This is a genomic window from Pseudomonas sp. S49 (assembly GCF_009866785.1).
In the GTDB taxonomy this organism is placed as follows: domain Bacteria; phylum Pseudomonadota; class Gammaproteobacteria; order Pseudomonadales; family Pseudomonadaceae; genus Aquipseudomonas.
On record NZ_CP019432.1, the window covers coordinates 4803341 to 4824022 of the forward strand.

Annotated in this window: 18 protein-coding genes; 2 read left to right on the forward strand and 16 right to left on the reverse strand. The window is 56.6% G+C overall.

Going from position 1 to position 20682, the window contains the following annotated elements:
• Positions 1-27 precede the first annotated feature (27 nt).
• Genes rfbA through PspS49_RS21085 form a run of 4 tightly spaced genes read right to left on the reverse strand, consistent with a single transcriptional unit; the run spans position 28 to position 3770 of the window.
• The gene (rfbA, locus tag PspS49_RS21070) at positions 28-909 is read right to left on the reverse strand and encodes a glucose-1-phosphate thymidylyltransferase RfbA (protein WP_150750684.1); all 882 of its coding nucleotides are present in this window, start codon (positions 907-909) and stop codon (positions 28-30) included.
• A gap of 2 nt (positions 910-911) precedes the next feature.
• The gene (gene rfbD / locus PspS49_RS21075) at positions 912-1811 is read right to left on the reverse strand and encodes a dTDP-4-dehydrorhamnose reductase (RefSeq protein WP_150774836.1); all 900 of its coding nucleotides are present in this window, start codon (positions 1809-1811) and stop codon (positions 912-914) included.
• A complete protein-coding gene (gene rfbB / locus PspS49_RS21080; protein WP_150750682.1) occupies positions 1808-2866 on the reverse strand; it encodes a dTDP-glucose 4,6-dehydratase in 1059 nt (352 codons plus the stop codon). Before rfbB ends, rfbD begins: the two co-directional genes overlap by 4 nt.
• Positions 2867-2870: 4 nt before the next feature.
• Positions 2871-3770 (reverse strand): glycosyltransferase family 2 protein, encoded by a 900-nt coding sequence (locus PspS49_RS21085; RefSeq protein WP_150750768.1) that lies wholly within the window; start codon positions 3768-3770, stop codon positions 2871-2873.
• A 299-nt stretch (positions 3771-4069) separates the two neighbouring features.
• On the opposite strand from PspS49_RS21085, the gene PspS49_RS21090 reads away from it, so the two are divergent.
• Entirely contained in the window at positions 4070-4228 is a 159-nt protein-coding gene (locus PspS49_RS21090; RefSeq protein ID WP_160041341.1) for a hypothetical protein, read from the forward strand.
• 120 nt (positions 4229-4348) lie between these two features.
• On the opposite strand, the gene PspS49_RS21095 is transcribed toward PspS49_RS21090, so the two are convergent.
• From PspS49_RS21095 to mtnA, 12 genes are all read right to left on the reverse strand, one after another.
• The gene (locus tag PspS49_RS21095) at positions 4349-5269 is read right to left on the reverse strand and encodes a glycosyltransferase (protein WP_160041343.1); all 921 of its coding nucleotides are present in this window, start codon (positions 5267-5269) and stop codon (positions 4349-4351) included.
• A gap of 215 nt (positions 5270-5484) precedes the next feature.
• A complete protein-coding gene (locus PspS49_RS21100) occupies positions 5485-5724 on the reverse strand; it encodes a lipopolysaccharide assembly protein LapA domain-containing protein (RefSeq protein WP_150750680.1) in 240 nt (79 codons plus the stop codon).
• Positions 5725-5754: 30 nt separating this feature from the next.
• A complete protein-coding gene (gene ihfB, locus PspS49_RS21105; protein ID WP_003189779.1) occupies positions 5755-6051 on the reverse strand; it encodes an integration host factor subunit beta in 297 nt (98 codons plus the stop codon).
• 152 nt (positions 6052-6203) lie between these two features.
• Entirely contained in the window at positions 6204-6482 is a 279-nt protein-coding gene (locus PspS49_RS21110; RefSeq protein ID WP_160041345.1) for a hypothetical protein, read from the reverse strand.
• A 205-nt stretch (positions 6483-6687) separates the two neighbouring features.
• A complete protein-coding gene (gene rpsA, locus PspS49_RS21115; RefSeq protein ID WP_122609279.1) occupies positions 6688-8376 on the reverse strand; it encodes a 30S ribosomal protein S1 in 1689 nt (562 codons plus the stop codon).
• A 119-nt stretch (positions 8377-8495) separates the two neighbouring features.
• Positions 8496-9185, reverse strand: a complete 690-nt coding sequence (cmk, locus tag PspS49_RS21120; protein WP_064391442.1) for a (d)CMP kinase — start codon at positions 9183-9185, stop codon at positions 8496-8498.
• Positions 9182-11389 (reverse strand): bifunctional prephenate dehydrogenase/3-phosphoshikimate 1-carboxyvinyltransferase, encoded by a 2208-nt coding sequence (locus PspS49_RS21125; RefSeq protein WP_238704418.1) that lies wholly within the window; start codon positions 11387-11389, stop codon positions 9182-9184. Before PspS49_RS21125 ends, cmk begins: the two co-directional genes overlap by 4 nt.
• Before the next feature lie 28 nt (positions 11390-11417).
• Complete coding sequence (gene hisC, locus PspS49_RS21130) at positions 11418-12530, reverse strand: histidinol-phosphate transaminase (RefSeq protein ID WP_160041347.1); 1113 nt, start codon at positions 12528-12530, stop codon at positions 11418-11420.
• A 13-nt stretch (positions 12531-12543) separates the two neighbouring features.
• Positions 12544-13638, reverse strand: coding sequence for a prephenate dehydratase (gene pheA / locus PspS49_RS21135; RefSeq protein WP_007908404.1), 1095 nt, complete (start codon positions 13636-13638; stop codon positions 12544-12546).
• A complete protein-coding gene (gene serC / locus PspS49_RS21140; protein WP_127929286.1) occupies positions 13638-14723 on the reverse strand; it encodes a 3-phosphoserine/phosphohydroxythreonine transaminase in 1086 nt (361 codons plus the stop codon). The genes pheA and serC overlap by 1 nt, the downstream gene beginning before the upstream one ends.
• Positions 14724-14952: 229 nt before the next feature.
• Positions 14953-17727 carry a DNA gyrase subunit A gene (gene gyrA, locus PspS49_RS21145; RefSeq protein WP_127929287.1) on the reverse strand — a complete coding sequence of 925 codons (2775 nt, stop codon included), beginning with the start codon at positions 17725-17727 and terminating at the stop codon, positions 14953-14955.
• Between the two features lie 423 nt (positions 17728-18150).
• Positions 18151-19227, reverse strand: coding sequence for an S-methyl-5-thioribose-1-phosphate isomerase (mtnA, locus tag PspS49_RS21150; RefSeq protein ID WP_160041349.1), 1077 nt, complete (start codon positions 19225-19227; stop codon positions 18151-18153).
• Between the two features lie 108 nt (positions 19228-19335).
• On the opposite strand from mtnA, the gene PspS49_RS21155 reads away from it, so the two are divergent.
• Positions 19336-20670, forward strand: a complete 1335-nt coding sequence (locus PspS49_RS21155) for a TRZ/ATZ family hydrolase (RefSeq protein ID WP_160041351.1) — start codon at positions 19336-19338, stop codon at positions 20668-20670.
• Positions 20671-20682 lie beyond the last annotated feature (12 nt).

Sequence of the window (20682 nt, forward strand, 5' to 3'; positions counted from 1 at the left end):
CATAGAGCGCCTGGTCCGCTTGTACAATCAATGACTCTCGTGCTCCAAGAGGCGCTTGAGATACTTTCCGTAGCCATTTTTAATTAATGGCATGGCTAACGCGAGCAATTGATCATCCGATATCCATCCCTTGCGCCACGCCAACTCTTCAGGGCACGCGACTTTAAGGCCTTGCCGGTTTTCCAGGGTCGCAATGAAATGGCTCGCCTCAAGCAGAGACTCATGAGTTCCTGTATCTAGCCAGGCATATCCCCTTCCCATGATTTCTACGGAGAGGCTGTTACGCTCCAGATAGACGCGATTCACATCAGTGATTTCCAACTCGCCACGCTCAGAGGGTTTGATACTCTTGGCAATTTCCACGACGTTTGCATCGTAAAAATAGAGGCCGGTCACAGCGTAGCTGGATTTAGGCACCGATGGTTTTTCTTCAAGGCTGATAGCCTTGCCTGACTTGTCAAATTCGACCACGCCATAGCGCTCAGGATCATTTACATGATAGGCAAAGACACTTGCACCGCTGTCACGCTGCATGGCATTTGCCAAGAGTTCCTGGAAGTCATGGCCATGATAGATGTTGTCGCCCAGCACCAAAGCACACGCATTACCGTCAAGAAATTCCTCGCCAATAATAAATGCCTGGGCTAAGCCATCCGGTGACGGCTGAACCGCATAACTCAGATTGATTCCCCACTTGGCACCGTCACCCAAAAGCTGCTCGAAGCGAGGGGTATCCTGTGGCGTGGAGATAATCAATATATCTCTGATCCCTGCCAGCATTAATGTGCTGAGGGGATAATAAATCATCGGCTTATCAAAAACCGGAAGCAACTGCTTTGATATTGCGAGTGTTGCTGGATGCAGACGCGTACCAGAACCACCCGCTAGAATTATACCTTTACGATACATAATCATCCCTGCCTAGCCATATCAGAAAGCGTTCTTTTTAAACAAGTCTTCCAATCTGGAATGTTTATATCGAACACATTTTGAATTTTACTATTATTCAATCTTGAGCTTTTCGGCCTGACTGCTTTCGTCGGATACTCGGAACCATTCACAGGACGTATATCGTGTTCCGTGCAATTCAGAGGAATACCTAGATTCGACGCCTCAGACACTAAATAACGGGCGTATTCATACCAACTCGCATACCCCGAAGACACCAAATGGTACGTCCCACTAAGAGACGCTGCATCCGCACTGTTGAGAACTCGATAAAGGCAAAGCACAGTAGTATCCGCGACGAGAGAAGCACTCGTAGGCGCACCAGTTTGATCATCAACGACCGAGAACTCTGACTTGGTTGCCGCAAGGTTCAATATTGTTTTTGCAAAATTGCGCCCACGCGTGGAATACACCCAACTGGTTCTGAGCAAAAGATGATTGCAGCCACTAACGACAACGGCACCCTCGCCCAACGCTTTCGACCTGCCGTATGCATTCAACGGGTCAGGGACATCAGTTTCACTGTATGGGCGTTCGGAACTCCCATTAAACACATAATCAGTCGAATAATGCACAAGCCACGCTTCATTCTCCGCTGCGTAGTCGGCGAGCACTTTCACCAAATGAAAATTAATTGCCTGTGCATCTTCTTCGCAAGTCTCAGCCAACTCTACGGCGTTATAGGCAGCCGCATTGACAATTACGTCGGGACGCTCCTGACGAAGATAATCCGACACAGCATCTATATCGGCCAGGTCAAGTTTACTACGATCGCAAGCCACAACGTTTCCAAGCAAAGGCAGGGAGCGTTGTAACTCCCAGCCTACTTGCCCGTTACTTCCAAATAAAACAATTTTCTTCATGTGTACTGCCTGCTTACCCAATCACGATAAGCCCCGCTTGTGACATTACCTACCCATACCTGATTATTGAGGTACCACTCGACCGTCTTTCGAATACCAGTTTCAAATGTTTCAGCGGGTTTCCAACCCAATTCCCGCTCAAGTTTTCGAGCGTCAATTGCGTAACGACGGTCGTGGCCTGGACGATCGGTAACATAGGCGATCTGCTGGTGGTAAGGCTGGCCGTCAGCGCGAGGACGCAACTCATCGAGCAAACCACAAACGGTGTGGACGATGTCGAGATTTGGCTTCTCATTCCAGCCACCAACGTTGTAAGTCTCTCCGACCAATCCGGCTTCGAGTACACGGCGAATAGCACTGCAGTGATCTTTGACGTATAGCCAGTCGCGAATTTGCTGGCCGTCGCCATATACAGGCAAAGACTTACCTGCAAGGGCGTTGACGATCATCAACGGAATAAGCTTTTCCGGAAAATGATACGGGCCGTAGTTGTTCGAGCAGTTGGTCGTCAGAACAGGCAAGCCATAGGTATGGTGATAAGCACGTACCAAGTGGTCGCTTGCAGCCTTGCTCGCCGAATAGGGACTGTTCGGTTCGTACTGATGGGTCTCGGTGAACGCAGGATCATCTTTTGCCAGCGACCCATAAACCTCATCCGTGGAAACGTGCAGGAAGCGGAACGCCTCTTTTGCACCCAGCTCGAGTCTGCCCCAATAAGCTCGCACTGCTTCCAATAGCCGGAACGTCCCGACAATATTGGTTTCGATGAAATCTTCCGGACCGTGAATTGAGCGATCGACGTGGGATTCAGCGGCGAAATTGAGAATTGCACGAGGCTGGTGCTCGTTTAACAAACGCGTTACCAGCGCACTATCACCGATATCACCTTGCACAAATACATGCCGCACATCCCCGTCCAGACTCGCCAGGCTTTCCAGGTTCCCGGCATAGGTCAGCTTGTCCAGGTTGATCACCTGTTCATCCGACTGCGCCAGCCAGTCCAGTACAAAGTTCGCCCCGATAAACCCGGCACCGCCGGTGACTAAGATGGTCATAAATTTAGATCTTTTTCAGTAGAACTACGAGAATAAGCCCCAGATTTCCAAACAACGTCTGCCGGTATATACCGGCTCGCTGAAAACCCAGGATTCTTGAAAAGAGTTTCTGAGTGCGTGCATCTTTGAATCGAGTCAGAGTCACCTGATGCTCAGGGCTCAGACGATGATACATTGCTTCAAGCGCATTGATGATCTGATCGTTCCACCTGCAGAAGCGGCCTTGGAAAATCAAGGGTAAGCGCTTCAGGCGCGCAGACCAACCGGAGTTGCCACCAATCAGGTTGTCGTCATGCTGACGGTAAAGAAGCATAGGCTCCGGATCATAGTGAACCTCACCACCTGCTCCTGAAACAAGAAGGTAAGCCCACCAATCGTGGCATGGGACATCAACACGGTCGCCCGCCTCCAGCAACAGGTCGCGGGCTGCCCGGTTAAAGACCATGGTGTTGCCACCACCGATACTCTGAACCAATGCATTTGAGAAATGTGGAGGAAGACTAAAACGTGGTGAATACCCACACGAGACTCCCGATTCACCAATTAGCTCGGTGCGGCCACAGTAGAGAGCCGGAATGGAATCGGGTACGCCCTCTAACCATGCAAGAGCCCTTTCGAGCTTCGCGCCCCTCCAGATGTCATCCTGATCCGACCAGGCAAAAAAATCTGCATCAATATCAGTTCGGCAGGCCAAGGACAGGAAGTTGGCTACGAATCCTCTCTTGGGACCTTTCGACACGTGAACGCGATCCGCACCCATTTTGATTCGAAATGTTTGCAAAATATCCAGGGTGTTGTCTTGAGAGCCATCGTCGGAAACATAAAGCGTCCAATTGCGATACGTTTGACGTTCAAGTGAGTCGAGTTGCTCAGCAAGAAATGATGCACCGTTGTATGTACACATAAGAATTGCGACATTCGCAATATGCTCGCCAGCTACCTGGACGGCATTATCTGTACCAAAACTCTGGCTGGAAACCGTCACAAAATCCCTCTTTGCACGAACCGTCGCCCAAAAAAGGCGCCCATCACTAATAAAAAAACATCCGATCTTTGCTTTTGCTCTTACCGTCCGATTGCGCATTCTACATCAATTGACGCGCCTCACACCCAAAAAAGCGACGACAGCCACGGCGGCCCTAGCCCGTCGCCGAGCCAGACATAGCTGCATCCGAGAGATGTAAAGCGGAAGATTAGGACCTGGTGACTGCGCAGGATTCCACAGGTAAAGAGCTGATGATCGGCGAGAAAAGGACCTTGCAAAGATGCCATATAGCCATCATCGAGAAAACAGAGGCGCAAGCAAGAGAAACATTAACGGCTGCCAAGGAGCTAAACCTGCGCCATCTCTGCGCCTTTTGAAAAACCTTAAAATAGAAGCGCCCGCCCGTACGCAACTGAGCTGTACGAGACCAATACAGAACAAGTTTCGATCGTCAACAGCAATAACAAATAACTGCCTTTAACCGCCAAAACAAACTGTCAGTTTTTATTCCCCACCAACATCATCACCCAACAAACAATGAAAAACAGTAACTTATCTCGAACCCGACGGCGACAATACCACGCACTAAAAGAAAGCCTGAACAATTGTGAGCGACTCAACGAGAACCAACTTGATACAAAGGCAGTAGTATCACCCCCCACCACCCTGGCAATTAGTTGCACCTGACTAAACCACCAACCATTATTAATGGTTTTATATCGAGCCACCAAAGAGCGCAACCCGGTATTGGCGCCTACTTGATTACTATCATGCTGGCGATAATCCATGGAAGGTATCGGATCAATGAACCATCGATACCCATGACTACGCGCATATGCGTAAAAGAACCAATCATGCAGACTGACGCCCTGTAAAGCATCCCAATTGCTTACCACCGACAGCTTAATCGACTCAAACAAACGCTTGGTCAAAACGTAGGTACAGCCCGGGCCAGCCGCTTCAAACAGATAATCCCATGCAACTTGGGGTTGCGCCTTATCCAGCAACCTTGTTTTACCATCCAGCCAGAAAGCCGTAACATTACTGGAGTATGCGTCAGCCCGTTGCTGCCCGAGCTGAGACACCGCACGCAGAAGCTTATCCGCGTACCAGACATCATCCTGATCAGATAAAGCAAAAAACTCAAAATTGCCGACATCAACATCGCGGATCAGTCGAAAGAAATTGCGAGATGCACCACCAAATCGCCCAGCGGACGGCAACAGGATGACATTCGGCAGGTTAGTTGCAAGCGTCGCACACCAAGCTTCAGTTCCGTCTGTCGAGGGGTCCACGCTGATATATACAGTTACTTCAACCCCAGACTGCGCAAGAATCGAAGTCACCTGCTCTTCAATCCACCGAATTCCATTATACGCCGCTAGCAAAACCGCAACTTTTGGTAATTTTACAGTCATGCCATCCCACTTGTAGCGTTCAGCTCGGAAATCAAAAAAATTAAACTGCAGTCAAACGAGAGGAGCTGCAGCCCGCCTCGGCCAGACAGAAACGACCCATTACGATTGAGGAACACAACTCTACGAATGAGATGCTCGACCCCTTAAGCAACACCATGAATCCTGGAGATAGCAGTGGCTGCGGTACAAGGTAGCCCTCTGGCGCAGAGCAGCAATCAAACAAGATGCTTGCGCGACCTCTGGGAAAAACGCCCGAGAAACCAGCCGAGCACTGGACCGACAAGCATTCCGACCAACAGAGCCAAGACCACGAGCATAGAAACCGGCAACCGGGGCATCGACCAGCCAAGAAACAATAGCGACACTGACTGCTGATTCTCCAGCACAAAGGCCAGAATCACTAACACCAGCAAAAGAACAAGAGCACCAAGAAGCACGCGCTTGAGGTTACGCATTTGCGCCTCCTTGATAATAAGTAGAGAAAATCAAACCCCCTCCTCCTCTTCCTCATTCACCCGATCGCGCAGCTCTTTACCCGGCTTGAAATGCGGTACGAACTTACCGTCCAGACTGACGGACTGACCGGTCTTGGGATTACGACCGACGCGCGGCGCACGGTAGTGTAGAGAGAAACTGCCAAACCCACGGATCTCGATACGATCCCCGGTGGCCAGACATTGGGACATTTGTTCAAGCATGGTCTTGATGGCCAGCTCCACATCCTTGGATGAGAGCAGCCCTTGATGGGTGACAATTCGTTCGATCAACTCCGACTTCGTCATATTTTTCCCTTCTTTTTCAAGCAGCTAGATCAGCGCTTGAAAGGTTTTAGCACGCCCGGAAGATTTTGAACAGCCCAGGGATTGACATATCTTCCACCGCGTCGAAACGCCCGTTTTCAGGGCATCACAGCAACAAACAGGGCATGGCATGCTTAACGGCATATCACCAGCATGGTTCGTGTCACGTAGCCTGCCGGGTTGAAGCCAAAAGGAAACTCATCTTCATCCTTGGCATCATCCGATCGCGTAATCACCTTGTACCCCGCCCCCTTGCACTCCTTTGCCGCACGCTTCTGACATTTCTCCCAGCCAGAGCCCAATCCAGAGCAGTCGACCTCTATACCACTGACACCACGCACGGCATGGGTCTTGGCACTGGTCGTACAGCCAGACAGAACCAGTACAACCATGAGGACAATAAACTTGTTCATCCACTTCCTTATGCCAGGCAACTGCCCGACGACCACACGCTTAAGACCAAGCTTAGTCGTGAATAGGCGATTGATCCGATTAAAGAAACAGACCGCCCAGAAGCGGGATTGGTTTCACTAAAACCTTCATGCATGACTCGAAACACTAAATAGCGGGCACAAAAAAGGGCGACCGAAGTCGCCCTTTTTATTGCCCAATCAGAACTTAGTTCTGTTTGGCCGCCATTGCCTGGCGCAGCAGGCCAGCCATGGTGGTGTCAGCTGCTTCACCTTCCGGAGCCGATTTCAGGCTCTGGATAGCTTCTTTCTCTTCAGCATCATCTTTCGACTTGATGGAGAGTTGGATCACGCGGCTCTTGCGATCAACGCTGATGATCTTGGCTTCTACTTCCTGGCCTTCTTTCAGAACGTTGCGCGCGTCTTCAACGCGGTCACGGCTGATTTCGGAGGCTTTCAGAGTCGCTTCGATATCGTCGGCCAGAACGATGATGGCGCCTTTGGCGTCAACTTCTTTCACGGTGCCAGTAACGATTGCGCCTTTGTCGTTAACCGAGACGTACTCGGAGAACGGATCGCTTTCCAGTTGCTTGATACCCAGGGAGATACGCTCGCGCTCTGGGTCAACCGACAGGATAACGGTGTCCAGCTCGTCGCCCTTCTTGAAACGACGTACGGCTTCTTCGCCCACTTCGTTCCAGGAGATGTCGGACAGGTGAACCAGACCGTCGATGCCGCCATCCAGACCAATGAAGATACCGAAATCGGTGATCGACTTGATGGTGCCGGAGATTTTATCGCCCTTGTTGAACTGGCCAGAGAAATCTTCCCATGGGTTAGATTTGCACTGCTTGATGCCCAGGGAGATACGACGACGCTCTTCGTCGATGTCCAGAACCATAACTTCCACTTCGTCGCCGACTTGTACGACTTTCGAAGGGTGGATGTTCTTGTTGGTCCAGTCCATTTCCGAAACGTGTACCAGGCCTTCAACGCCCTCTTCCAGCTCAGCGAAGCAGCCGTAGTCGGTCAGGTTGGTTACACGAGCGGTAACGCGAGTGCTTTCTGGGTAACGGGCTTTGATAGCAACCCATGGATCTTCGCCCAGTTGCTTCAGGCCCAGGGAAACACGGTTGCGTTCGCGATCGTACTTCAGAACCTTGACGTCGATTTCGTCACCAACGTTGACGATCTCGGAAGGATGCTTGATGCGCTTCCAGGCCATGTCGGTGATGTGCAGCAGGCCGTCCACGCCACCCAGATCGACGAATGCGCCGTAATCGGTGAGGTTTTTGACGATACCTTTGACTTGCTGGCCTTCCTGCAGGGATTCCAGCAGAGCTTCACGCTCGGCGGAGTTCTCGGCTTCCAGGACGCTGCGACGGGAAACGACAACGTTGTTGCGCTTCTGGTCCAGCTTGATGACCTTGAATTCCAGCTCTTTGCCTTCCAGGTGCGTGGTGTCGCGCACTGGACGGACGTCAACCAGGGAACCTGGCAGGAACGCACGGATGCCGTTAACGTCGACAGTGAAGCCGCCTTTAACCTTACCGTTGATAACGCCCTTGACCACTTCCTCAGCTGCGAATGCTGCTTCCAGAACGATCCAGCACTCAGCGCGCTTGGCTTTTTCACGGGACAGCTTGGTTTCACCGAAACCGTCTTCAACCGAGTCCAGAGCAACGTGAACTTCGTCACCGACATTGATAGTCAGATCGCCAGCGTCGTTGTAGAACTGCTCAAGCGGGATGAGTGCTTCAGACTTCAGGCCAGCGTGAACGGTTACCCAGCGAGCTTGGTAATCGATATCAACGATAACACCGGTGATGATGGAGCCTGCCTGAAGGTTCAGGGTTTTTAGGCTTTCTTCAAAGAGTTCCGCAAAGCTTTCGCTCATTTTAATTCCTGTAAATGAGGGCGAAGGATACGCCCATCTCCACACCCCAGACGGTGTGGGTTAGTTTCATTAAAAAGAAGCACCACAGGACTATGACTGGTCCCCTGCGGCCTTCTTGGTCACCCGGCGATATCGCGAATGGCGATCTCGCTCATGATGCGTTCAAGCACCTGATCGATGGACAACTCCGTGGAATCCAGCTGTATGGCGTCAGCCGCCGGCTTAAGCGGGGCTACCGCTCGCTGGGTGTCACGCTCGTCGCGTGCACGGATCTCATCTAGCAGACTCGACAGACTAACACCCTCGACCTTGCCCTTCAACTGCAAATATCGACGGCGCGCCCGCTCCTCGGCACTGGCGGTCAGGAAAATCTTCAGCGGCGCATCAGGAAAAACCACCGTTCCCATGTCGCGACCGTCGGCCACCAGGCCCGGCGCTTCCTGGAATGCACGCTGGCGCTGCAGCAGCGCCTCGCGCACGGCGGGCAATGCAGCCACTTGCGAAGCACCGGAGCCGACGCTTTCGGTGCGGATCACATCACTGACTTCATCGCCCTCCAGAATGATTCGCTGCAACTGACCTTCGGTCGCCGCAATGAACTGCACATCCAGATGAGCGGCGAGTTTCTTCAGCAGCTCTTCATTGGTCAGGTCGACACCATGGTTGTGCGCAGCAAAGGCGAGCAAACGGTATAGCGCACCGGAATCCAGCAGGTTCCAGCCCAGACGCTTGGCCAGAATTCCGGCTACGGTGCCCTTGCCCGAGCCGCTTGGCCCATCAATGGTGATGACCGGTGCAATGTTTTTCACGACTGAGCCTCTTGTGCCACACGAATACCGACCTGCCCGCACAGCGCGAGGAAGTTGGGGAACGACGTCGCGACGTTGGCGCAATCATGGATGCGGATCGGTGCAGTGGCGCGCAACGAGGCAACGCTGAACGCCATCGCAATACGGTGATCGCCGTGACCATGCACTTCGCCGCCGCCGATCTGGCCGCCGTCGATGATGATGCCGTCCGGGGTTGGCTGGCATTTCACGCCCAGCGCCAACAGACCGTCCGCCATCACCTGGATACGATCCGATTCCTTAACCCGCAGCTCTTCTGCGCCAGTCAGCACAGTGCGCCCTTCGGCACAGGCCGCGGCGACGAACAGCACCGGGAATTCGTCGATAGCCAACGGGACCAGCTCTTCAGGAATCTCGATACCTTTAAGCTTAGCTGCCCGCACGCGAAGGTCAGCGACCGGCTCGCCGCCAACTTCACGCTGGTTCTCCAGAGTGATGTCCGCGCCCATAAGACGCAGGATGTCGATGACGCCAGTGCGGGTCGGGTTGATGCCGACGTGCTCCAGCACCAGTTCCGAACCTTCAGCGATCGAAGCCGCCACGAGGAAGAACGCCGACGAAGAAATGTCGCCCGGCACTTCAATGTGAGTTGCAGTCAGCTTGCCGCCAGACTCAACCGAAGCCGTAGCGCCTTCAACGCTTACCGGATAGCCGAACCCGCGCAGCATGCGCTCGGTGTGATCGCGAGTCGGCGCCGGCTCGGTCACGGTGGTTTTGCCTTCAGCGTACAGACCGGCAAGCAGCAGGCAGGACTTCACCTGCGCACTGGCCATCGGCATGGTATAGGTCAGGCCTTTAAGCTTGTGACCGCCACGAATGGTCATCGGCGGACGACCTTCAGCCGCGGTTTCAATCACGGCGCCCATTTCACGCAGTGGATTGGCTACGCGATTCATAGGACGCTTGGACAGCGAGGCATCGCCAGTCAAAACGCTGTCGAAGTTCTGCGCCGCCAGCAGGCCGGACAGCAGACGCATCGAGGTACCGGAGTTGCCCAGATAGATCGGGCCCGGAGCCGGCTTCAGACCGTGCAGGCCGACACCGTGGATGGTCACGCGGCCGTGATGCGGGCCTTCGATGACCACGCCCATGTCACGGAACGCCTGCAAGGTCGCCAGGGCGTCTTCGCCCTCAAGGAAGCCTTCGACTTCAGTGACGCCTTCGGCCAGCGAGCCAAGCATGATCGAACGGTGGGAAATCGATTTGTCACCCGGTACGCGAATCCGACCGGACAGGCGGCCACCAGGTTGAGCCAGGAAGATCAGATCGTTGGAATTCATAGCGTCCACATAGGCCCTGCGGGCCAGGATTTTACTGAAATGCTCGCGGGCAACCCGGGCGCGCGTGAAAACGCCCAACAATTGGTGCCCATCCCCTGCATCGACCGCGTCGCGCAAGGCGTCGAGGTCGCTGCGAAATGTATCGAGTGTGCGCAGGACAGCTTCGCGGTTGGCGAGAAAGATGTCGTGCCACATCACCGGGTCGCTTCCGGCGATTCTTGTGAAATCGCGGAAACCGCCCGCAGCGTAACGGAAGATCTCAAGATTTTCATTGCGCTTGGCCAACGAATCGACCAGACCGAAGGCCAGCAGGTGCGGCAAATGACTGGTCGCAGCCAGCACCTCATCGTGACGCTCGACCTGCATGTGCTCGACGTCCGCGCCCAATTCGCGCCACAGACGGTCGACCACAGCCAGCGCAGCCGGATCGGTTTGCTCGAGCGGCGTGAGAATCACCTTATGACGACGGAACAGCTCGGCATTGGAGGCTTCCACCCCGCTCTGCTCGGAACCGGCAATCGGATGGCCCGGCACGAAACGCGGCGGCATGGCGCCAAACGCTTCGCTGGCTGCGCGTACAACATTGCCTTTGGCGCTGCCGACGTCAGTCAGAATCGCCTGCCCCAGATCCATGCCTGCCAGACGCGCGAGCACTTTTTCCATGGCCAGGATCGGCACTGCCAACTGAATTACGTCAGCACCCTGACAGGCTGCCGCCAAGTCATCTTCACAGCGATCCACAACGCCCAACTCAACCGCCAGCTTGCGCGACTGGGGGTCGAGATCGACCCCGACCACTTCGCGGCAGATACCGCTTTCACGCAAGCCTTTGGCAAACGAACCACCGATCAACCCCAGACCGACCACCACAAGGCGACCGATCATAGGTGCAGCAGATTGCAGTGCAGTGACATCACCCACGAGCCAGAACCTTGCGCAGCGCTTCGAGGAAGCGGCTGTTTTCCGCCGGCAGACCGATGGTCACTCGCAGGTGGTTCGGCATGCCGTAGTTGGCCACCGGACGCACGATCACGCCTTCGCGCAGCAAGCCCTGAAACACCGGGGCCGCAACTTGAGCGAGATCGACGCAGATGAAGTTGCCCTTGGACTCGATCCAGTTCAGGCCCAGCTCACGGAAACCGGCTTGCAACTGCTGCATGCCCGATTCGTTGAGCTGGCGGCTTTGCGCCAGATATTCCTCGTCTTTCAACGCCGCACACGCCGCCGCCAACGCGAGGCTGTTGACGTTGAATGGCTGGCGAACACGGTTCAGCACGTCCGCCACCACGGGTGTCGACAGACCGTAGCCGACACGCAGCGCTGCCAGACCGTAGGCCTTGGAGAACGTGCGCGAAACCAGCAGATTCGGGTAAGCCGCTAGGAAATCCAGACCGTCCGGCAGATCACTGCCTTCGGCGTACTCGATGTATGCCTCGTCGAGCACCACCAGCACATGCTCCGGAACATCCTGCAGGAATTCGTCCAGCGCTTCAGCGCCGAACCAGGTACCGGTCGGGTTGTTCGGGTTGGCGATGAACACTACGCGAGTGTTGGCATCGATGGCCGCAAGCATCGCCGGCAGGTCATGCCCCCAATCCTTGGCTGGCACCACTTTGGCTTGCGCGCCGACCGCCTGAGTGGCGATCGGATACACCGCAAATGCGTGCTCGCTGAACACCGCATTGAGGCCCGGGGCCAGATAGGCGCGCGCAACCAGCTCGAGAATGTCATTGGAACCGTTGCCCAGCGTGACCTGATTGAGGTCTACGCGGCATTGCTCGGCCAGCAGCGATTTCAGTGCGAAACCGTTGCCATCCGGATAACGGGTCAGCTCGGCCAACTCTTCACGGATCGCCGCCAAGGCTTTCGGACTGGCACCCAACGGGTTTTCATTGCTCGCCAGTTTGACGATTTTTGCCGGATCCAGATCCAGCTCGCGCGCCAGTTCGTCCACAGGCTTGCCTGGAACGTACGGCGAAAGTTGTTGCACGCCCGGCTGTGCCAGAGCGAGGAAGTTGCCACTCATTTGCTACCGCCCCTTAGAGAACTGCTTTCGGGTAGGAACCCAGCACTTTGAGTGCTACTGCTTCCTGACTGATCTTTTCCAGCACACCTTTGATCAACGGATCACGGTGGTGACCGACGAAGTCGATGAAGAACACATACGTCCATTTGCCGCTGCGCGACGGACGGGTTTCGATGCGGGTCAGGTCGATCCCGTTGTCATGGAACGGCACCAGCAACTCGTGCAGCGCGCCGGGTTTGTTGCTCATCGACACGATGATCGAGGTCTTGTCGTCGCCGGTCGGCGGCACTTCCTGGTTACCGATCATCAGGAAGCGCGTCGAGTTGTCCGGACGATCTTCGATCTTCTCGGCCAGACGAGTCAGACCGTAAAGCCCTGCCGCCATGTCACCGGCGATCGCCGCCGAGTTCCATTCGCCTTTAACCCGCTTGGCCGCTTCGGCGTTGCTGGATACCGCCACGCGCTCGACATTCGGGTAATGCGCGTCCAGCCACTTGCGGCACTGGGCCAGCGACTGTGCGTGGGAATAGATGCGGCTGATGCTGTCGGTCTTGGTGTTTTCACCGACCAACAGGTGATGGTGAATGCGCAGCTCGACTTCGCCACAGATGACCATGTCGTGTTCGAGGAAGCTGTCCAGCGTGTGGTTGACCGCGCCTTCGGTGGAGTTTTCCACCGGGACCACGCCAAAGTTCACCGCACCGGCCGCCACTTCACGGAACACTTCATCGATCGCCGCCATCGGCTTGCTGATCACCGCGTGACCGAAGTGCTTCATGGCTGCCGCTTGGGTAAAGGTGCCTTCAGGGCCCAGATAAGCCACTTTCAGCGGCTGCTCCAGCGCCAGGCACGACGACATGATTTCGCGGAACAACCGCGCCATCTCTTCGTTGCCCAGCGGCCCCTGATTGCGCTCCATCACCCGCTTGAGCACCTGAGCTTCGCGCTCAGGACGATAGAACACCGGCACTTCGCCTTCGGCCAGCGAGGCCATCTTTACTCGCGCGACTTCCTGGGCGCAACGCGCACGCTCACTGATCAGCTCCATGACTTTGGTGTCCAGAGCGTCAATGCGAACGCGCAGTGCCTTGAGTTCTTGCTCGGACATCAGCCGTGTTCCTTCTCGAATTCAGCCATGTAGGCCACCAGCGCGTTGACCGCGGTGATGTCGACAGCGTTATAGATGGAGGCGCGCATGCCGCCTACAGAGCGGTGACCCTTGAGGTTGAGCAGACCGCGCTCTTCGGCACCGACCAGGAACGGCTTATCCAGACGATCGTCAGCCAGACGGAACGGCACGTTCATCCACGAGCGATCCGACTTGTTGATCGGGTTGCTGTAGAGGCCGCTGGCGTCAATGAAGTCGTACAGCGTGCGCTGCTTGACGTCATTGAGCCTGGCGATCGCTTCAACGCCACCCTGCTCTTTCAACCACTGGAACACCAGACCGGACAGGTACCAGGCCAGGGTCGGCGGGGTGTTGTACATCGAGCCGTTATCCGCTGCGACTTTGTAGTTGAGCATGGTCGGGCATAGCGAGCGCGCTTTGCCGAGCAAGTCTTCGCGGATGATGTTGACGACGATGCCGCTTGGGCCGATGTTTTTCTGCGCACCGGCGTAGATCATGCCGAAACGCGAGATATCGACCGGGCGCGAGAGGATGTCCGAAGACATGTCAGCCACCAGCGGTACATCACCGACTTCAGGAATCCACTGGAATTCCAGACCGCCGATGGTTTCGTTTGGCGCGTAGTGAACGTAAGCGGCGTCTTTCGACAGGTTCCACTCGTTCTGGCCCGGAATGGCGAAATAGTCGTAAGGCTTGGCAGTGGCGGCAACGTTGACGTGGCCGTAGCGCGAAGCTTCTTCAATGGCTTTCTGCGACCAGATACCGGTGTCGATATAGTCGGCCGAGCCGCCTTCAGGCAGCAGATTCAGTGGGATCTGCGCGAATTGCTGGCTGGCGCCACCTTGCAGAAACAGCACTTTGTAGTTCGACGGGATATTCAGCAGGTCACGCAGATCCTGCTCGGCCTGGGTGGCGATGGACACGAACTCATCACTGCGATGGCTCATTTCCATGACCGACAGACCCTTGCCGTGCCAATCAAGGAGTTCACCCTGGGCACGTTGCAGGACAGCTTCAGGAAGCGCCGCAGGACCGGCGCAGAAGTTATAGGCTCGCTTGCTCACATCCAATCTCGCTCTGATTTGGTGGTCACTTAAATCTATTGGTCTGCGGATGATCGTTCCCACGCTCTGCGTGGGAATGCATCCGATGACGCTCTGCGTCATGGGACGCGGAGCGTCCCGAGCGGCATTCCCACGCAGAGCGTGGGAACGATCCTGCGCAGTGTCGCAAATTTTCAAACGGGACAAATAACAAGGGGGCGAATTCTCATCCGCCCCCTCGTTTGTCCGCTTATTCTTGCGGTTCTTCGTCTGCTGCGGCGTCGAGTTGCTGGTCTTCGCCAGCATCGTCGATCACGACGCTGCCTTCGAATTCCTCACCCTCTTCACCCTCAAGCTCTTCACCTTCGACTTCCGAAGGTTCCTGAACCCGCTCCAGTCCGACCAGGGTTTCATCCTTGGCCAGCTTGATCAGCGTCACACCTTGAGTGTTACGACCCAGGCTCGACACTTCGTCGACACGGGTACGTACCAGAGTGCCCTGATCGGAGATCAGCATGATTTCTTCACCGTCCTGCACCTGAACCGCACCGACCAGACGGCCGTTACGCTCGTTGCTGACCATGGCGATAACGCCCTGACCACCACGCTTGTATTCAGGGAACTCGGTGATGGCCGTGCGCTTGCCGTAGCCGCGCTCGGAAGCGGTGAGAATCTCGCTGCCTTCTTCCGGAATCAGCATGGAGATCAGCTTTTGCCCTTCCGGCAGACGCATACCACGCACACCGCGGGCGGTACGGCCCATGGCGCGAACTTCGGATTCCTTGAAGCGCGTCACTTTGCCGCCGTCGGAGAACAGCATGATTTCCTGCTCGCCATCGGTGATGGCGGCGGAGATCAGGATGTCGCCTTCGTCCAGTTCCAGCGCGATCAGACCGACGCTGCGCTGACGGCTGAAGGCCACCAGCGGAGTCTTCTTCACGGTACCGTTGGCGGTCGACATGAAGATGAACGGTGCTTTCTTGCGGTCAGCAGCCTTGATGCGAGCGCGACGCTCTTCGTCGGTCTCGTTGCTGTTTTCGATTTCTTCAACATCAGCCTCGGCGCCTTCGGCTTCTTCTTCATCAGCCTGACGCTTCATGGCTTCGAGATCGACCGGCAGCATGGTGGTGATGTATTCACCCTCGCTCAACGGCAACAGGTTGACCAGCGGACGACCACGGGCGGCGCGGGACGCTTCCGGAATCTCGTAGGTCTTGAGCCAGTACACCTTGCCCTTGCTGGAGAACAGCAGCAGCGTGGTGTGGCTGTTGGCAACCAGCAGGTGAGCGATGTAGTCCTCATCCTTGACGCCAGTAGCCGACTTGCCTTTACCGCCACGACGCTGAGCCTGGTACGCAGCCAATGGCTGGGTCTTGGCGTAGCCACCGTGAGAGATGGTCACGACACGCTCTTCTTCCGGGATCATGTCACCCAGGGTCAGATCGAGACGGGCATCGAGGATTTCGGTGCGACGCTGGTCGCCGTATTCGGCACGGATCACTTCCAGCTCTTCGCGGATCACTTCCATCAGGCGCACGGCGCTGTTGAGAATGCGGATCAGCTCGCCGATCTGGTTGAGGATCTCTTGATACTCGGCCAGCAGTTTTTCGTGTTCCAGACCAGTCAGACGGTGCAGACGCAGTTCCAGAATGGCTTGTGCCTGTTCTGGCGACAGGAAGTACTTGCCTTCGCGCAGACCGTATTGCGGATCGAGGTTTTCCGGACGGCACGAATCGGCACCGGCACGCTCAACCATCGCCACCACCGCCGAAGACTCCCACGGCGTGCTGACCAGCGCTTCTTTAGCTTCCGACGGCGTCGGCGAGGCTTTGATCAGGGCGATGACCGGGTCGATGTTCGACAAGGCAACGGCCTGGCCTTCGAGGATGTGACCACGCTCGCGCGCCTTACGCAGTTCGAACACGGTACGGCGGGTAACCACTTCGCGACGGTGACGGACGAAGGCTTCCAGCAGATCCTTGAGGTTCAGGATGCGTGGACGGCCGTCGATCAGCGCAACGATGTTGATGCCGAAAACCGATTGCAGCTGGGTCTGGGCGTAGAGGTTGTTGAGGATCACCTCAGGCACTTCGCCGCGACGCAGTTCGATCACGACGCGCATACCGTCCTTGTCGGACTCGTCGCGCAGCTCGGTGATGCCTTCCAGCTTCTTCTCTTTGACCAGCTCGGCGATCTTCTCGATCAGACGCGCCTTGTTCAGCTGATAAGGGAGCTCGGTGATGACGATCTGCTGACGGCCACCGACCTTGTCGATGTCTTCAATGATCGAACGCGCACGCATGTAAATGCGCCCGCGACCGGTGCGGTAGGCTTCGATGATGCCGGCGCGACCGTTGATGATCGCGGCAGTCGGGAAGTCCGGACCGGGAATGTATTGCATCAGCTCATCGACGGTCAGCTCAGGGTTGTCGATGAGCGCCAGGCAACCGTCGATGACTTCACCGAGGTTGTGCGGCGGAATGTTGGTCGCCATGCCCACGGCGATACCGCTGGAGCCGTTGACCAGCAGGTTGGGAATACGGGTCGGCATGACCGCCGGGATCATTTCGGTGCCGTCGTAGTTCGGCACCCAGTCCACGGTTTCTTTGTGCAGGTCAGCCAGCAGCTCGTGCGCCAGCTTGGTCATGCGCACTTCGGTGTATCGCATGGCCGCAGCGTTGTCGCCGTCGACCGAACCGAAGTTGCCCTGACCGTCTACCAGCAGGTAGCGCAGGGAGAAAGGCTGAGCCATACGAACGATGGTGTCGTACACCGCGGTATCACCGTGCGGGTGATACTTACCGATCACGTCGCCGACAACACGGGCAGATTTCTTGTACGGCTTGTTGAAGTCGTTGCCCAGCTCGCTCATCGCGAACAGTACGCGACGGTGCACGGGCTTGAGGCCATCGCGCGCATCCGGCAGTGCACGGCCGACGATCACGCTCATCGCGTAGTCGAGGTAGGACTGTTTCAGCTCGTCTTCGATATTGACCGGGAGGATTTCTTTGGCCAGTTCGCCCATGAGAAGCCTGATTCCTTTTTCTGGTGAAACTTCGTCATATCCATGTGGGAGCAACGAAGCTCGTCGGGGCAGGCCGAGTGCCATGCGCCGACTTACGACAAATCAACATTGGATCGCGGATTTGCGCAGTAAAGACAGCTCCGTGGAGCTGCCTCGGAAAACGCCGGATGTTATCACAAAGGCCGCCACGCACCTATCCCCCTGATGCGCATGGAGCATAGTTAGTTGACCGGTGACAGGCTTAACGGGGACGAGAGAGGCTCAGAGCTTCTTTGAATGCAGAATTCAGGCTTGGTTTGGGGATGTTTATTGACTTTTAAGGCCCTTTCGCGAGCAGGCTCGCTCCCACATTGTTCTGTGGCGTTCACAAAAACTGTGGGAGCGAGCTTGCTCGCGAAGATGTCGACGCGGGATTCAAGCCTGTTAATGCAGGCGCTTGCGGCACGTCAACTGGGCCATTTTCGCGGTATCCGGACGCTCGACGATGCCCTTTTCGGTAACGATCGCGTCAATCAGGTCTGCCGGAGTCACGTCAAACACCGGGTTGAACGCTTCAACGTCGGCACCGACGCGCTTGCCGCCGACTTCCAGCAACTCGGCACCGTCACGCTCTTCGATCGGGATGTCATCACCACTGGCCAGGTTCATGTCGATGGTCGAACTCGGCGCCACGACCATGAAACGCACACCGTGGTGCATGGCGTTGACCGCCAGTTGATAGGTGCCGATCTTGTTCGCCACGTCACCGTTGGCGGTAATGCGGTCAGCGCCGACGATCACCCACGTCACGCCCTTGGTTTTCATGATGTGCGCGGCAGCGGAGTCGGCATTGAGGGTCACCGGAATGCCTTCGTTGGCCAGTTCCCACGCGGTCAGGCGCGAACCCTGCAGCCATGGGCGGGTTTCATCGGCGTAAACGCGCTCGACCATGCCTTCAATAAAGGCTGCACGAATCACTCCCAACGCCGTACCGAAACCACCGGTGGCCAGCGCGCCCGTATTGCAGTGGGTCAGAATCGCCTGGGCATTGCCCTGATGCTTGCGGATCAGATCAACACCAAGCTGCGCCATGGTCAGGTTGGCTTCACGGTCGCTTTCGTGGATAGCGATGGCTTCGGCTTCCAGCGCCGCCAGCGGATCGGCATTCTCTTTCAAGCGATCGAGGCGATCATGCATACGGCCGAGCGCCCAGAACAGATTGACCGCCGTCGGACGGGAGTCGGCCAGCAGGGCAAAATCCTCTTCCAGCGCCGCGTACCAGTCGCCACCTTCGGCGATCCGCGCACGGGCCGCGAGCACGATGCCATAGGCCGCACTGATGCCGATGGCCGGCGCGCCACGCACCACCATCGAGCGAATCGCCTCTGCCACGCCGGCGGCGCTGGTGTAGGCGATCCAGGTTTCCTCGAACGGCAAAATACGCTGATCCAGCAGGTGCAGCGCGCCGTCACGCCAATCGATGGCCTTCACTTTTTCCGCAGCCAACAGTCGATCGCGCATCCCACACCCCGCACTCATGAACAAAAGCCGCCGATTATAGCGATCCCCCCGCGAAGACGCTCGGGTATACTTCGCCATCCTTTACAAAAGCACTGGAACCGACCCTCGATGCCGAAACCTGCCATTGCGCTCGACTTATTATTGCTGCCGACCTGGCTGGTACCCGTCGAACCTGCAGGCGTTGTGCTCAAAGAGCACGGCCTGGGCATCCGCGACGGTCGCATCGTGTTTATCGGCCCGCGCGCCGAAGCATTGAAGTGTAACGCCACTGAAGTTCGCGAACTGCCGGATGTGCTGCTCGCCCCCGGCCTGATCAATGCCCACGGCCACGCGGCGATGACGCTGTTCCGTGGCCTGGCCGACGATCTGCCGCTGATGACCTGGCTGGAAAACCACATCTGGCCGGCCGAAGCGAAATGGGTCAGCGAAGATTTTGTCCGTGATGGCACCGATCTGGCCATCGCCGAGCAGATCAAGGGTGGCATCACCTGTTTTTCGGACATGTATTTCTTCCCGAAAGTCGCCAGCGAGCGCGTGCACAACAGCGGTATTCGCGCGCAGATCGCGATTCCGATCCTCGACTTTCCGATTCCCGGCGCCGCGAGCGCCGATGAAGCCATTCGTCAGGGTGTCGAGCTGTTCGGCGACCTGAAGCATCACGACCGCATCAAAATCACGTTCGGCCCTCATGCACCGTACACCGTCGGCGACGAGAATCTCGAGAAAATCCGCGTGATTGCCGAGGAGCTGGACGCAGCGATCCACATGCATGTCCACGAAACGGCGTTCGAAGTCCAGCAAGCACTGGAGCAACGCGGCGAACGTCCGCTCGCTCGCCTTGGTCGTCTCGGCCTGCTCGGCCCGCGTTTCCAGGCCGTGCACATGACCCAGATCAGCGATGACGACCTGGCGTTGCTGGTAGAAAGCAACACCAGCGTGATCCATTGCCCGGAATCCAACCTCAAGCTGGCCAGCGGTTTCTGCCCGGTCGAGCGCTTGTGGCAGGCTGGGGTGAATGTCGCGGTCGGCACCGATGGCGCCGCCAGCAATAACGATCTGGATCTGCTCGGCGAAACCCGTACCGCTGCGCTGCTGGCCAAAGCCGTCGCCGGTTCGGCCACCGCGCTGGATGCCCATCGGGCGCTGCGCATGGCCACACTGAATGGCGCGCGCGCACTGGGCATCGAAGCGCAGGTTGGCTCACTGGAAATCGGCAAAGCCGCCGACATCGTCGCTTTCGACCTGTCCGGCCTGGCCCAGCAACCGGTGTATGACCCGGTTTCGCAGCTTATCTATGCCACCGGTCGCGATTGCGTGAAACACCTGTGGGTCGCCGGCAAGCAACTGCTTGACGACCGCCGCCTGACGCGGCTGGATGAAGAACAACTCGGCGCCACCGCCCGGGCCTGGGGCCAGCGCATCAGCGGCCACACCGAATCGTAAACACCCCGGCGC

What these genes read in the sequence shown, in the direction of transcription:
- rfbA (WP_150750684.1), bottom strand. Translation starts at nt 909, where the DNA reads ATGTATCGTAAAGGTATAATTCTAGCGGGTGGTTCTGGTACGCGTCTG.
- rfbD (WP_150774836.1), bottom strand. Translation starts at nt 1,811, where the DNA reads ATGAAGAAAATTGTTTTATTTGGAAGTAACGGGCAAGTAGGCTGGGAG.
- rfbB (WP_150750682.1), bottom strand. Translation starts at nt 2,866, where the DNA reads ATGACCATCTTAGTCACCGGCGGTGCCGGGTTTATCGGGGCGAACTTT.
- PspS49_RS21085 (WP_150750768.1), bottom strand. Translation starts at nt 3,770, where the DNA reads ATGTGTACATACAACGGTGCATCATTTCTTGCTGAGCAACTCGACTCA.
- PspS49_RS21095 (WP_160041343.1), bottom strand. Translation starts at nt 5,269, where the DNA reads ATGACTGTAAAATTACCAAAAGTTGCGGTTTTGCTAGCGGCGTATAAT.
- PspS49_RS21100 (WP_150750680.1), bottom strand. Translation starts at nt 5,724, where the DNA reads ATGCGTAACCTCAAGCGCGTGCTTCTTGGTGCTCTTGTTCTTTTGCTG.
- ihfB (WP_003189779.1), bottom strand. Translation starts at nt 6,051, where the DNA reads ATGACGAAGTCGGAGTTGATCGAACGAATTGTCACCCATCAAGGGCTG.
- PspS49_RS21110 (WP_160041345.1), bottom strand. Translation starts at nt 6,482, where the DNA reads ATGAACAAGTTTATTGTCCTCATGGTTGTACTGGTTCTGTCTGGCTGT.
- rpsA (WP_122609279.1), bottom strand. Translation starts at nt 8,376, where the DNA reads ATGAGCGAAAGCTTTGCGGAACTCTTTGAAGAAAGCCTAAAAACCCTG.
- PspS49_RS21125 (WP_238704418.1), bottom strand. Translation starts at nt 11,389, where the DNA reads ATGATCGGTCGCCTTGTGGTGGTCGGTCTGGGGTTGATCGGTGGTTCG.
- hisC (WP_160041347.1), bottom strand. Translation starts at nt 12,530, where the DNA reads ATGAGTGGCAACTTCCTCGCTCTGGCACAGCCGGGCGTGCAACAACTT.
- pheA (WP_007908404.1), bottom strand. Translation starts at nt 13,638, where the DNA reads ATGTCCGAGCAAGAACTCAAGGCACTGCGCGTTCGCATTGACGCTCTG.
- gyrA (WP_127929287.1), bottom strand. Translation starts at nt 17,727, where the DNA reads ATGGGCGAACTGGCCAAAGAAATCCTCCCGGTCAATATCGAAGACGAG.
- mtnA (WP_160041349.1), bottom strand. Translation starts at nt 19,227, where the DNA reads ATGCGCGATCGACTGTTGGCTGCGGAAAAAGTGAAGGCCATCGATTGG.
- PspS49_RS21155 (WP_160041351.1), top strand. Translation starts at nt 19,336, where the DNA reads ATGCCGAAACCTGCCATTGCGCTCGACTTATTATTGCTGCCGACCTGG.